This window comes from Bacillus sp. SSR7 (assembly GCF_055902415.1).
In genome coordinates, this window is the sequence record NZ_JBVVXV010000004.1 from 354,163 (window position 1) to 367,311 (window position 13,149).

The window sequence follows — 13,149 nt, forward strand, 5'->3', positions numbered from 1 at the left end:
AATACTTTTTATCCTATTATACCAAACAATTAATGGAAAATTATGATATTTTAAACAAAAAGCAGGTGCCAGGAGACCCTGACACCTACTTCTTCACCATCAACTTACCTTCATAATCGTTCATCGTCTTTATTTCAACACCTTTATAGTAATGAGCGACGATATCTGTATATTTCTTGCCTTCTGCTGCCATGCCGTTCGCTCCGTATTGGCTCATACCAACGCCGTGGCCGAAGCCTTTCGTCGTAACGATGATTTTATCCCCTTGTTGTTTCCACGTGAAGTCGGAAGAACGTAAGTCTAACTTTTCACGAACTTCCTTTCCTGTTAATGTTTTCCCTTGAAATGCTACATCCTTTACGCGCTTTCCTTCCGTAAGATCTTTAATATTTCCAACTTTTCCGTCTGCTAGCACTTTCACGCCGAGACGTTTTTGAAAGTCAGCTACGGTAAAGGTTTGCTCGCTCGTAAATTTCGGAGAGGCTTGATCCCACGGGCTATCTACACTCTTTAAGTACGGATAATCATTTCCCCAATAATCAGCCGCATTTTCTGTCCGGCCATTACTCGTTGAGAAGAATGATGCTGAGATTGGCTTTCCGTCATACGTTAAAACTTGTCCTGCGGTTTTCGAAACAGCTTCTTCGATTTTCTTCAAATTATTTTCATAGTTATTGCCCCATTGTTTTTTCAATTCTTCTTTGCTTTTGTACACTTGATCCTTCACCGTATCTGTCACGTCCGCATTGTTTTTCTTACCTCCGCTTAGCATACGCTGGACTACAAATGTTCTCGCTGCTAATGCCTGCGCCTTTAGCGCCTCTATTTCAAAACTGGCATTCATCTCAGAAGCTACTACACCGGTCACATACTCCTCCATAGGCAATGATTCTACCTTCTTTTGTTTCTCACGATATACAGCAACTTGAACCGCTGTATCCACTTTCCCTGGAGCTGGTATACTTTCTATCGCTGGAGGAGTTTTAGAAGCTGCTTTTTCCTCTACTTTTGCTTTCGCAAACGGAATCACAAGAGCAGCAGGTACAATGATAACGAGCGCTATGAGAAGCGCTACTGTAATAAAAAGTGGCTTTGAAAATTTCATCTTATTTCCCCCAATATAAAGTGAAACTTTAATCAGTGGGGGTTTCCTTCATCCCCCACTGATTATTAGTTGAACCAATCGGGCTTTTATGGGCAGTTGATCCCCCACCTAACTTCTTTGCTTTTGCTGAATTTTGAGGTGTGGGTCTTACTGCCCATTAAAGCGGGATAAAAAAGCTTTACTCCATTCATTCTTATGGAACAACTCTTTCTTTTAGAACATACTTAAGGGGACCAATTTAAAACAAAAATTTTCTAAATATTTTTACTGGTACGTGCATAAGTATAGAATTTCTTGACTATAACAGTAATAAGCCCAAAAAAATAGCCCCTATGTCAAAAGACATAGAGACTATTTCAATTAAGCGTGAAGATCAGAAACTTCTTGTTCTTTCACTTCTTCTACTTTTTCATTTACACGTTCAATAGTTGCACCTAATGCAGCTAATTTCTTATGGAAGTTTACATAGCCACGGTCAAGATGTTTTAACTCAGTTACACGAGTGTAACCTTCTGATACTAAACCAGCTAAGATTAATGCAGCTGCAGCACGTAAATCAGTTGCTGCTACTTCAGCACCTTGTAAGCTGTTTGGACCGTTCATAATAACAGAACGACCTTCGATTTTAATATCAGCATTCATACGACGGAATTCTTCAACGTGCATAAAGCGGTTTTCGAATACCGTTTCTGTAATCATACTTGTTCCATCAGCTTGTAGTAATAATGCCATCATTTGTGATTGCATGTCTGTTGGGAAACCTGGGTGAGGCATAGTTTTAATATCAACCGCTTTTAACTTATCTGGGCCGATAACACGTACACCTTCATTTTCCTCAATAATTTTAACACCCATTTCTTCCATTTTCGCTGTAATTGAGCGTAAATGTTCAGGCACAGCATTTTCAATTAAGATGTCTCCACCAGTAATTGCCGCTGCAACCATGAATGTTCCCGCTTCAATACGGTCAGGAATAATAGAGTGGTTTGCACCATATAATTTATCAACGCCTTCGATACGAATCGTTCCAGTTCCAGCTCCGCGTACTTTCGCTCCCATTGCATTTAAGAAGTTAGCTAAGTCAACGATTTCTGGTTCTTTCGCTGCGTTTTCAAGGATTGTTGTCCCTTTTGCTAATGTAGCTGCAGACATAATGTTTTCTGTCGCGCCCACGCTTGGGAAGTCTAAATAAATTTTAGCTCCTTTTAGTTCTCCCTCAACGTATGCCTCAACAAAACCGTTACCAACCTGTACTTTTGCTCCCATTGCTTCGAAGCCTTTTAAATGTTGGTCAATTGGACGTGAACCAATTGCACATCCACCAGGAAGTGCAATACGAGCACGACCGTTACGTGCTAATAAAGGTCCCATTACTTGAACAGATGCACGCATTTTACGTACATATTCAAATGGTGCTTCAATGTTTAGCTCTTTAGAAGCATCGATTGTTACTTGGTTATTTTCAAATACGACTTCAGCATTTAAATGACGTAATACCTCATTAATTGTGTATACATCAGACAAAACTGGTACTTCAGATAGTACATTCTTTCCATCACTCGCTAATAGGGCTGCAGCGATTATAGGTAATACAGCATTTTTTGCGCCCTCAACACGCACTGTGCCGTTTAACCGCTTTCCGCCACGGACGATGATCTTTTCCAAATTATTCCCCTCCGTGTCCTTTTTTCAGTATCTATTCACTCAATACTCAGAAGTTATGATCGGTGTGCCAACCACAATTGTATCTTTGTTGTCTGTAGAACGTATTGCTATTTGCACATTTATTTTCTCTCTATTTGTTGAAAGAGCGTCATCCCACTTTTTATTGTATGCGGAGACTGACACAAATGCTCTTTCTTCTATCTGTTCGATCGCTCTTGCTGAAAGATCTTTCAAAAACTGATTGGTTTTATTTTGCAAAACACCTTCAATCTTATCATTCAGTACGCCTTGAACACAAGTGTAAATTATAGGTTTTTCACTAAAAATTTTATTTGTTTTCTGAATGTACTTCGGGTCCCATTTTGCCCCGCTTACTTCAAAAATAATGAAAGTGTTTTCTTTAGTATTTTCCTTACTCCAAGTTACTACTACTCGTTCTTCATAAGAAGAATACTTTTTATAGGATGTAGCTTTATATCCATCTGGAGATTTCTCTAATTCCCACTTTTGAATATTCGCCTTATCCTTCACATCGTTTAACAACTTTTGAAACGTATGTATATTAGAAATCGTTTTTGTTTCTCGCGCTAGCCATGACCATTTCTCTACTTTAGCATCATTTTTCTCTACAGCTGCGATCATGCTCTCCATCTTCTGTTCATCGCTGATTGGTTTCATCTCTCTATACCCAACCAAAAATAAAACAACACTTAATGCAACAATAAGAATGGCTTTAAGCTTCAATTTCATCCCCTCCTATCCCCATTGTTAACGGAGATATGAGGTTCTATACACTTACTTTACTAAATACGTTAAACTCTTTGAATAGCCTAAATAATCAAGGAAAAAGTTACTTACAGATGTCCCAATTGCAATTGTAATTAAGATGAGTAATACTCTCGTCTGCATCACCTTTCCAGGCTTCATTAAACGCTCAATGTGAATACCTTGTAAGGCCCACCACGTAATGGTAATAAACAATAAATGCGAAACAATGGCAATCAGTGCTTGTTGCCCTAAAAGATGTGCCAAAAAACCGACCCCTTTTTACCCAGCTACTACTTACGAAATCTTATAAAAACGATACCATAATAAGTAGGAGCCACACTTTTTCAAATACAAATAAGCATCTTACATTTTACATCGTAATTTTCTCTTTAAAAGCGTATACTTATATGCATTTTTAATCGTAGTTCACACAAAATAAAAAGCGCAGAGTAACGACTCCACACCTTTTATTTTCACTATTGTACCACGTTCCCTAAGAAGAAGAAATCTTTCATTAATGGAAAATATTCATAAAAGAAATTGTACCCAATCATCGGCATAATCCCTAGTATTACAATTGAAATTGCGCAAAGGCTCATCACAACCTTTATATTGAGTGGCAAACGAATTTTCTCTTCTACTTCTCCCGTACGGAAAAACATTTGCTGTAAAATACGGAAATAATATACGAATGAAATGACTGTCGTCCCCATCATAATAGAAGCTAGTACGTAATGGGCTGGCTCTACATGAAGGGCCCCTAAAAAGATATTAATTTTCCCAATGAACCCAGCTGTTCCTGGTATCCCTGCTAGCGATAAAATAAAAATTGTCATCACAATCGCTGTAAATGGTGACCTTTTATATAATCCAGTGAAAATGGTCATATTTTCTTTATCGCTTTGTAAGATTAAGCCGTGGATAATTGCAAACGCGCCTATATTCATAAGCATGTACGCAAGCATGTAAAACCACATGCTATCCATCGTAAATGGTGATAATGCTACAAGGGGTACGAGTAAATATCCTGCATGCGCGATTCCTGAATAAGCAAATAGGCGTTTTACGTTATATTGCTTTAATGCGACTACATTTCCAATAATCATCGTAATACTAGCTAGCACAGCGATGTATATGCTCATACGTCCGTATAAAGATTGCATGTCTCCTTGCACCGATACACTTGCAAAAACCATGAGGAACAGACGAATAATGAGTAAGAACCCAGCAATTTTAGAAATCGTTCCAAGAAAAGCAGTAACAGGTGTAGCCGCTCCCTCATACACATCAGGCGCCCACATATGAAACGGCACTGTCGCAATTTTGAATGAAAGCCCAACGAGTAATAGTAGAAATGCAAGAGCTAACAATAACTGAATACCATCAGCAAGCTCCCCTGAGAATACTTTTTGCATATCCACGATATTAGTGGACCCTGTGATACCGTATAAATAACTCATTCCAAAGAGCGTAATTGCCGTTCCAATCCCTCCGTTAATGACATATTTCATTGCTGCCTCATTTGATGTACGGTTCTTTTTTCGTATTCCTACTAAAATGTAGGAAGAAAGTGAAAGCAATTCTAAACCGACGAAAAGTGTAATAAAATCAACGCTAGAAGCCATAAACATCGCCCCAAGAAGCGCCATTAAAAATAAGTAATAATATTCTCCCTTATCTTCAATTGGATTTTTCTTATCATCGCTCATTGCGATGCATAAAATGAGGACCGCCCCGCCTAACAACAACGTTTTAAATCCTTTTGAAAATCCATCTAACACAAATGATCCATTTAAAATATCTCCCGCTGGTTCGCTATATAGCGTAATTAGTGACACGATTGCTAATACGACCGCCGCGATTGCACCAAGTGCTACGTATCTATGGTTCAGCTTAAAAAACAAATCACATATGGAAAGAAGGATGGCAGCCCCGAGAATAATGAATTCTGGCACCATGAGATGCCACGATAAGCTAAGTAACGTATCCATATCCATCCTACTTCACCCCCAATGTTTTCAACGTATTTTGAAGCGGATCCCCTAGTATTTCTGGCATTACGCCAATTGCAATAATGCAGAAGATAAGTAGCAATATAGGAACATACTCCCAACCGTGTATATCAGCTTTCGCTTCCCACTCTTTCTTACCAAATGTTACTTGCAGTGTTGCTCTTAATACGTATACAGCGGTTAAAATGATACCAAGTACTCCGGCCGCTGCAACGACTGGCTCTCCTTGGAATAAACCGAGAAAGACAAGAAATTCGCTAACAAATCCGGACATCCCTGGCAATCCAAGCGATGCCATTCCTCCCGCTAAGAAGAAGCCGCTAAGTACCGGTACACTTTTTGCAAGTCCGCCAAGCGCTGTAATATCCGACGTTCCAAAGCGCTGTTCTATAACACCAAGTAAGAAAAAGAGTAAGGCTGCAATTAAACCGTGCGAAACAACTTGGAATAAAGCGCCTTGTGTACCTGGTGCATTTAACGCCCCAAGGCCCATTAATACAATACCCATATGTGAAATACTAGAGTAAGCAAGCACCTTCCGGAAGTCCGTTTGAATGAGCGCTAAGAAGGCTCCGTACAATAAATTGATGACCCCTAAAATCGCAATGAGCGTTGCAAACTCGCGAAAGTATTCCGGGAATAACCCCTGTCCGAAGCGGATTATACCGTATGCTCCAATCTTCAGTAAAACACCTGCATGAAGCATAACTACAGCCGGATGTGCTTCAATATGTACATTGACCATCCAGCGATGTAACGGGAAAACGGGTAGCTTAATTGCAAAAGCAATCATTATACTAAGAAACAAACCGAACTGTAAGCTATTTGGGACAGCCATTCCTCCACCAGCACCTACACTCGTTAATATTTCTTTAAGCTCTGTAATATTGGTTGTACCTGTTTTCGCAAATAAAACCGAGAAAACGATGAGCAAAATAGCGGAGCCAATGCCGTTATATATTAAATAACTATAAGCAGCCTTTTCACTCGACAATTTCCCCCACTTCCCAATTAATAAAAACATCGGTGGCAATGTAATTTCAAAGAAGACAAAGAACAACATTAAATTTTGAGCAGCGAAGACACCGAGCATCCCTATTTCTAACATGAGTAACAGCATATAAAATGCTTTCAAGTTTCTTTTAATAGTAAATGCTGCAATTGCTGCAAGCATTGCTAGAAGGGCCGTTAGTACCATCATAACGAGCGATAAACCATCAATACCAAGCTCGTAATAAATGGAAAACCACCTTTTATCCACCGCTGCAAAATCCCCAAATGTAATCCATTTCACTTTTTCATCAAATAGAGACAAACTCTTTCCAGAAGCATATGTACAAGCGAGGACGATAGCGATTCCAAATGGAAGCACCGTTCCAAATAAACCGAGCGCTCGCACTGTACGCGATTCTTTTTTCGGTGTTAATGTAAGTAAGAGAATTCCTAAAAGCGGGGAAAAAATGAAGAACGTTAATAACAAATCATTCATCGTAAATCCCCTCCCGTATAGAGCAAAATAATGAAGAGTACTGCAAGTGAAACAGCTGTTACAGTCCCGTACACTTGTACATTTCCATTTTGGAGTCTAGAGCCAATTGCACTTATCCCTTTCACTAAGCTCCCTATTAAAACGGCAATTCCTTCGACTACATACACTTCAAATAGGCGAAGCACATGAGCGATTCCTTTCGTAATAGGAAGCACCGTCATATTGTATAGTTCATCCACATAATATTTTTCTTTCAAAAGTTTATAAAGAGGCGAGTCCTCGCCACCAGCCCAATCTCTAGAAATAGATTTCTTGCCATATATGACATATGCAAGAGCAATCCCAGTCAAAGAAACGAGCGTCGCAACAACCATAATCCAAACTGGTCCGTGCGCCTCTCGCACTTTAAACGCTACATCTTTCGTAAGCCAATCCCCGAGAAACGTTCCAAACCATGGTGTATTGATATAGCCTGCCACGACTGCAAGAACGCCAAGGACAATCATCGGATATGTCATGATGCGGGGCGATTCATGCACATCTTCCTTCGTCTTTGCTTCCCCCGTAAAGACAAGAAAGTATAGGCGGAACATGTAGAACGCTGTTAGGAATGCTGCAATTATTGCTAAGACGAATAAAACATAATTGCCGTTCATCCAAGCTGCCACTAAAATTTCATCTTTACTAAAGAAACCGGAAAAGAGTGGTACACCACTAATTGCAAGAGTACCGATTAAAAATAAGGCACCCGTTACTTTCATCTTCTTCTGTAACCCACCCATTTTATTAATGTTTTGCGTATGCACCGCATGAATGACACTTCCTGCTGCCAAAAATAGTAATGCTTTAAAAAAAGCATGTGTCGTTAAATGGAACACACCAGCCACATAACCGGCAGATCCTAGTGCAAGCATCATATACCCGAGCTGGCTAACTGTAGAATAAGCGAGCACTCTCTTTATATCCGTTTGTACAAGACCGATGGAAGCTGCAAAGATTGCAGTGAAGGCGCCAACAAGTGCTACCGTCTGCATCGCCACCGCACTTGCTGAAAATAGCGGAAACATCGTTGCCACTAAATATACGCCAGCTGCGACCATTGTCGCCGCATGAATAAGTGCCGAAACAGGCGTCGGCCCTTCCATTGCATCCGGTAACCACGTATGAAGCGGGAACTGACCTGATTTACCCATCGCCCCGATAAAAATTAAAATCGCCGTTATTGTAATCATTGTAGGAGTAAGATCACCCGTATGAATCGCTCTAAATATTGCGTCATATTCAAAACTACCTGCATGCCAGAAAATTAAGATCATCCCAATAAATAAACCGACATCTCCAATACGTGTCATAATAAAAGCTTTTTTTGCGGCAGCCTTCGCTTCTTCTTTAAAGAAATAAAAACCGATGAGTAAGAACGAACCAAGGCCGACTAACTCCCAAAATATATAAAGCTGTAATAAATTCGGTGATATAACAAGCCCGAGCATCGCAAATGTAAAGAGTCCTAAATAGGCATAAAAGGTTGGTAATCTTTCCTCACCTTTCATATAACCTTTCGAATACACGTGTACAAGTAAACTCACAAGGGTAACGATAAACAGCATTAAAGCCCCTAATGCTGTCACTTCAAAGCCAAATGATATATCAATATCTCCAGCTCTAAGCCATACCCACTTATGTTTCACTGGTACTGTCGAAAACCGTTCTATTAATACAAGTACCGCAAATATAAAGGAGAGAAAGACGAAGAAAATACTAAGTACACTGCTTCCTTCTCTAATTTTCTTCCCGAATATAATTAATAACAAAAACGAAACAAGCGGGAAAAGCGGTATGAGCCATGCATAATCGATCATTGTTTCCTTCCCCCTTTTCGGTCACAATGTTATCCTTTGAGCGTATCCATTTCATCTACATGAACTGTCGTACGATTACGATACAAAGCAATTAAAATGGCGAGTCCTACCGCCGCCTCCGCTGCTGCTACGGCCATCGTAAACAGAGAGAAAATTTGCCCTGTTAAATTTGGGAACAAACCTAATTTACTAAACGCTACTAAATTTAAATTGGCTGCATTAAGCATTAATTCAATACAAACTAATACAATCACTGTATTTCGCTTCGTTAAAGCGCCAAATAAACCGATGCAAAATAAAATAATCGCAAGCGTTAAATATGCAGAAGCAGGAACGCTACTCATTGGAATCCTCCTCTTTCTCATCCTTCTTCGCAAGAATAATTGCGCCAACAAGTGCTACAAGTAAAATAACTGAGGTTAGCTCAAATGGAATAATATATTTTGAATAGAGAAGTGTACCGATTTGAAGTGTGTTTTTTTCATGGAGAGGTAAACTTCCTTGTGTACTTTCATTTGCAAAATCAATATTGTTAACAGCGAAATACATAACTGCCCCAAATGCTACAACCGCAAAGAAGATAATCCATTTTCGAAGCGTAAGACGTGATTCATTTTCTGCGTTATGTTTCGTTAACATAATGCCAAAAATCATAATAATTGTGATCGCACCCGAGTAAAGTAAAATTTGTGCAACCCCGATAAATTCAGCTGATAAAAGAAAGTACAAACCTGCAATACTGAGAAATGTCAGAACGAGAGCTAGCATCATATGCATGACTTTCGTCAAATTCAACATAAGAACGCCGCCGATAATTGCAGACAAGGATAGTATAAAGAATGCTATAAACTCGCCATTCATGCCTTATTCTCCTTCCTGACGTTTTCGTCGTTTTCGTCAAGCCACTGCAAATTTTTAAATAAGTCATCACGTGAATATTCCGCGAGTTCAAAATTATTTGTCATGACAATTGCCTCTGTCGGACAAACTTCTGTACATAAATCACAAAGAATACAAATTTCAAAATTAATATCGTACGTGTCGATAATTTTTCCTTTTTTCGTAGGATCCGGATGTTTTTTCCCCGTTAACTGAATACAGTCTGTCGGACAAATATTGGAGCACTGGTTACAAACAATACACTTTTCTGGATAAAACTTTTGAATCCCTCGAAAACGATCTGGCAATGGCAACGGTTGATTCGGATAATCATAAGTCACCTTCTTCTTACTCAAATTGCTTAGTGTATATTTTAATCCTTTAAATAGCCCTTTCATCTCTTACTGGCACCCCCTTCATAGATTAGAAGAATAACTCCTTAATCAATGCCGTTAAGAAAATATTTGCAAGTGCAATTGGCAATAATACTTTCCAGCCAAACTCCATTAACTGATCACCTCTTATACGCGGAAACGTAACGCGGAACCAAATTAACAGAAAAACTACACTGCTAAACTTTAAAGCAAACCATACGGCACCTGGGATGAAGCCAAGGAACATAACTGGATTCCATCCGCCTAAAAAGAGCACAGTAATTAAAGATGCCATCCCGAAGAAATATACGTACTCTGAAAGCATGAAAAACGCCCAGCGAAACCCTGAGTATTCCGTATGATATCCAGAAACAAGCTCCGACTCAGCTTCTGGTAAATCAAACGGCGTCCTATTTAACTCTGCTACCGCTGCGATTAAAAATACGACGAAACCGATTGGTTGCACGAAAATGTACCAAACATTCTCCTGCGCTGCTACGATTTCATTTAAATTTAGGCTACCAGCTAATAAAACGATCCCGATTACACTCATTACGAGCGGAATTTCATAAGAAATCATTTGCGCCGCTGCGCGCATCCCCCCTAAAAGGGAATATTTATTATTCGATGCCCATCCTCCGGTTACGACACCAATCGTCGTAATGCCAGAAACAGCAATGTAATACAGTAAACCTACGCCAATATCTGCGAACTGAAATTTATCAGTAAACGGGATGACTGCAAGCACCATAAATGCTGGAGCGAATGCAATGACAGGCGCTAATATAAATAACGGTTTATCTGCCGCCTTCGGAATACTATCCTCTTTCAGTAATAGTTTTAAAACATCGGCTACCGTTTGCAGCAGACCAAACCGGCCTCCAACTTGGTTTGGCCCAATCCGCCCTTGCATAAACCCCATCACTTTCCTTTCTGCCAAAATACCATATGTAACGAAGCCAAGGACTGCAAATAATAGGAGCACCGCTAATCCGAAAAAAATGAAGAAATTCGTCCAGCTAGAAGGTGATTGTAAGAGCGTTTCAATCATTAGCCATCAACCTCCCCAAGTACAATATCCACTCCACCTAAAATCGTAATTAAATTGGCGATGTTTTCACCTTTCAATAACTTCGGTAAAATTTGCAAATTGTAAAAAGACGGCCTGCGAAACTTCAAACGGTATGGCTCTTTCTTTCCGTCACTAGCAATATAGCAACCAATCTCTCCTCGCGGCGACTCTATACGGACGAATGCTTCCCCTTTAGGAGCCTTAATAATCTTCGGTACTTTCGCAAGTACTGCTCCTTCTTTCGGGAACTGCTGGACAGCTTGCTCGACAATTTTTAAGGACTCCTCAATTTCCTGCATGCGGCAAACGTAGCGATCCCAAGCATCCCCCACGCTCCCAACAGGAATATCGAAATCAAAACGGTCGTAAATGGAGTACGGTTCATCCTTGCGAAGATCCCAGTTTACTCCGGTGCACCGCAAATTCGCTCCGCTTAAAGAATACGAAATTGCATCTTCTTCGCTATATATACCAACGCCTTTTACACGATTTAAGAAAATCTCATTGCCACTAACGAGATCATGGTAACCCGCCAATTGCTCTCTCATATACGGAACAAATTCTGCCACTTTTTCAATCCAACCGTCCGGCGCATCCCACTTTACACCGCCGACTCTCATATAGTTAAAAGTAAGCCGGGCACCGCATAATTCGTTTAATAAATTAATAATCATCTCCCGCTCACGGAACGCGTATAAAAACGGGCTGACCGCTCCTATATCGAGAAGATTTGTCCCCCACCAAACGAGATGACTCGCAATCCTTCCAAGTTCCATTGCAAGTACTCGCAAGTATTCGGCTCGCTCCGGGATTTCAAGCCCCATCATCGTCTCTACAGCATGGCAAATGACGTAATTATTCGTCATGGCTGATAAATAGTCCATCCGATCTGTATAAGGGATAATTTGCGTATACTGTAAGCTCTCCGCAATCTTTTCGGTCCCGCGATGCAAATATCCAATAACCGGTGTAGCTTCTTTAATAATTTCCCCGTCAATCTTAATAACAAGCCTGAACACACCGTGCGTACTTGGATGCTGAGGACCTACATTCAAAAGCATTTCTTCCGTACGGATCATTTAGCTACACCTCCACATCATACGGTTCATAATCTTTCCTAAGTGGATGACCTATCCAATCATCGGGCATTAAAATACGCGATAAATTCGGATGTCCCTTAAATACAATACCGAGCAAATCATACGCTTCCCGCTCTGGCCAGTCCGCCCCTTTCCAAAGCGCTGTCACTGATTCTACTTGCGGCGCTTCCCTATCCAGCTTCACCTTTACCGCTACTGACTGTTTCTTTCCATATGAAAATAAATGAACATACACTTCCATATGTGTCACAAAATCCGTCGCATGTAACTCTGACATATAATCAAATGCAAGTTCCTCATGGGATCGCAGTAACTCCATTACTTCATAATATTTTGAGGGCTCCACTACAAGAGTTGGCACATCTTTGGAAAGTTTATTAATGTAGCAATCTACTAAAGCACCCGCTCCTACTTTTCCCTTAATAACTTCAACATACTGATTTAAATACGGTTGATTCACAGATGGCTCTTCCTGCTTCGCTTCCTCTTCCTTCTTACCTTCAGCACCCTTCGTCTTCGCCCTTGCAGCCGCTGCCGCTTTTGCCTTCGCTGCTGCTTTTGCCTTCGCCTTTTCATCTCCCGAATCCCCATCACCTTGCGAAGCTTTCTGCTTTGCTAGCGCCGCTGCTTTTGCCTTTGCGGCCGCCACGGCCTTCGCTTTCGCCTTGGCCTTTTCTTCTTCTGTTACTTCTTCCATTCCTTCTCTTTTTTGCTTCGCTAACGCCGCCGCTTTCGCTTTTGCGGCTGCTGCTGCCTTCGCCTTTGCTTTGACCTTTTCTTCTTCTGTTACTTCTTCCATTCCTTCTCTTTTTTGTTTTGCTAGCGC

Annotated in this window: 13 protein-coding genes; all 13 read right to left on the reverse strand. The window is 40.5% G+C overall.

The window, feature by feature from the left end:
• Positions 1-85 precede the first annotated feature (85 nt).
• Positions 86-1,105, reverse strand: coding sequence for a stage II sporulation protein D (gene spoIID, locus AC0NJG_RS11325; protein WP_000672636.1), 1,020 nt, complete (start codon positions 1,103-1,105; stop codon positions 86-88).
• A 360-nt stretch (positions 1,106-1,465) separates the two neighbouring features.
• Positions 1,466-2,770, reverse strand: a complete 1,305-nt coding sequence (gene murA, locus AC0NJG_RS11330; protein WP_000411263.1) for a UDP-N-acetylglucosamine 1-carboxyvinyltransferase — start codon at positions 2,768-2,770, stop codon at positions 1,466-1,468.
• Between the two features lie 39 nt (positions 2,771-2,809).
• Positions 2,810-3,514 (reverse strand): YwmB family TATA-box binding protein, encoded by a 705-nt coding sequence (locus AC0NJG_RS11335; protein ID WP_373605204.1) that lies wholly within the window; start codon positions 3,512-3,514, stop codon positions 2,810-2,812.
• 51 nt (positions 3,515-3,565) lie between these two features.
• Positions 3,566-3,802 carry a DUF1146 family protein gene (locus tag AC0NJG_RS11340; RefSeq protein WP_000940742.1) on the reverse strand — a complete coding sequence of 79 codons (237 nt, stop codon included), beginning with the start codon at positions 3,800-3,802 and terminating at the stop codon, positions 3,566-3,568.
• A gap of 212 nt (positions 3,803-4,014) precedes the next feature.
• Positions 4,015-5,529, reverse strand: coding sequence for an NADH-quinone oxidoreductase subunit NuoN (gene nuoN, locus AC0NJG_RS11345; protein WP_373687606.1), 1,515 nt, complete (start codon positions 5,527-5,529; stop codon positions 4,015-4,017).
• 7 nt (positions 5,530-5,536) lie between these two features.
• Positions 5,537-7,039, reverse strand: a complete 1,503-nt coding sequence (locus tag AC0NJG_RS11350; RefSeq protein WP_173601829.1) for an NADH-quinone oxidoreductase subunit M — start codon at positions 7,037-7,039, stop codon at positions 5,537-5,539.
• Positions 7,036-8,898, reverse strand: coding sequence for an NADH-quinone oxidoreductase subunit L (gene nuoL / locus AC0NJG_RS11355; protein WP_173601830.1), 1,863 nt, complete (start codon positions 8,896-8,898; stop codon positions 7,036-7,038). Before nuoL ends, AC0NJG_RS11350 begins: the two co-directional genes overlap by 4 nt.
• 29 nt (positions 8,899-8,927) lie before the next feature.
• A complete protein-coding gene (gene nuoK / locus AC0NJG_RS11360; RefSeq protein ID WP_000100078.1) occupies positions 8,928-9,242 on the reverse strand; it encodes an NADH-quinone oxidoreductase subunit NuoK in 315 nt (104 codons plus the stop codon).
• The gene (locus AC0NJG_RS11365; protein ID WP_001012803.1) at positions 9,235-9,759 is read right to left on the reverse strand and encodes an NADH-quinone oxidoreductase subunit J; all 525 of its coding nucleotides are present in this window, start codon (positions 9,757-9,759) and stop codon (positions 9,235-9,237) included. The genes nuoK and AC0NJG_RS11365 overlap by 8 nt, the downstream gene beginning before the upstream one ends.
• Positions 9,756-10,175: an NADH-quinone oxidoreductase subunit NuoI gene (gene nuoI / locus AC0NJG_RS11370; RefSeq protein WP_000677191.1), complete on the reverse strand. Its 420-nt coding sequence runs from the start codon at positions 10,173-10,175 to the stop codon at positions 9,756-9,758. Before nuoI ends, AC0NJG_RS11365 begins: the two co-directional genes overlap by 4 nt.
• Positions 10,176-10,200: 25 nt before the next feature.
• The gene (nuoH, locus tag AC0NJG_RS11375; RefSeq protein ID WP_000573430.1) at positions 10,201-11,202 is read right to left on the reverse strand and encodes an NADH-quinone oxidoreductase subunit NuoH; all 1,002 of its coding nucleotides are present in this window, start codon (positions 11,200-11,202) and stop codon (positions 10,201-10,203) included.
• On the reverse strand, positions 11,202-12,302 hold the full coding sequence (gene nuoD, locus AC0NJG_RS11380) for an NADH-quinone oxidoreductase subunit NuoD (RefSeq protein ID WP_088325855.1): 1,101 nt from the start codon (positions 12,300-12,302) through the stop codon (positions 11,202-11,204). Before nuoD ends, nuoH begins: the two co-directional genes overlap by 1 nt.
• 4 nt (positions 12,303-12,306) lie before the next feature.
• On the reverse strand, positions 12,307-13,149 hold an 843-nt coding region (locus AC0NJG_RS11385; protein WP_474063068.1), incomplete at its 5' end, for an NADH-quinone oxidoreductase subunit C.

Bases quoted from the DNA above. Each gene is read 5' to 3' on its own strand.
- spoIID (WP_000672636.1), bottom strand. From the start codon at position 1,105: ATGAAATTTTCAAAGCCACTTTTTATTACAGTAGCGCTTCTCATAGCG.
- nuoN (WP_373687606.1), bottom strand. From the start codon at position 5,529: ATGGATACGTTACTTAGCTTATCGTGGCATCTCATGGTGCCAGAATTC.
- AC0NJG_RS11350 (WP_173601829.1), bottom strand. From the start codon at position 7,039: ATGAATGATTTGTTATTAACGTTCTTCATTTTTTCCCCGCTTTTAGGA.
- nuoL (WP_173601830.1), bottom strand. From the start codon at position 8,898: ATGATCGATTATGCATGGCTCATACCGCTTTTCCCGCTTGTTTCGTTT.
- nuoK (WP_000100078.1), bottom strand. From the start codon at position 9,242: ATGAGTAGCGTTCCTGCTTCTGCATATTTAACGCTTGCGATTATTTTA.
- AC0NJG_RS11365 (WP_001012803.1), bottom strand. From the start codon at position 9,759: ATGAATGGCGAGTTTATAGCATTCTTTATACTATCCTTGTCTGCAATT.
- nuoI (WP_000677191.1), bottom strand. From the start codon at position 10,175: ATGAAAGGGCTATTTAAAGGATTAAAATATACACTAAGCAATTTGAGT.
- nuoH (WP_000573430.1), bottom strand. From the start codon at position 11,202: ATGATTGAAACGCTCTTACAATCACCTTCTAGCTGGACGAATTTCTTC.
- nuoD (WP_088325855.1), bottom strand. From the start codon at position 12,302: ATGATCCGTACGGAAGAAATGCTTTTGAATGTAGGTCCTCAGCATCCA.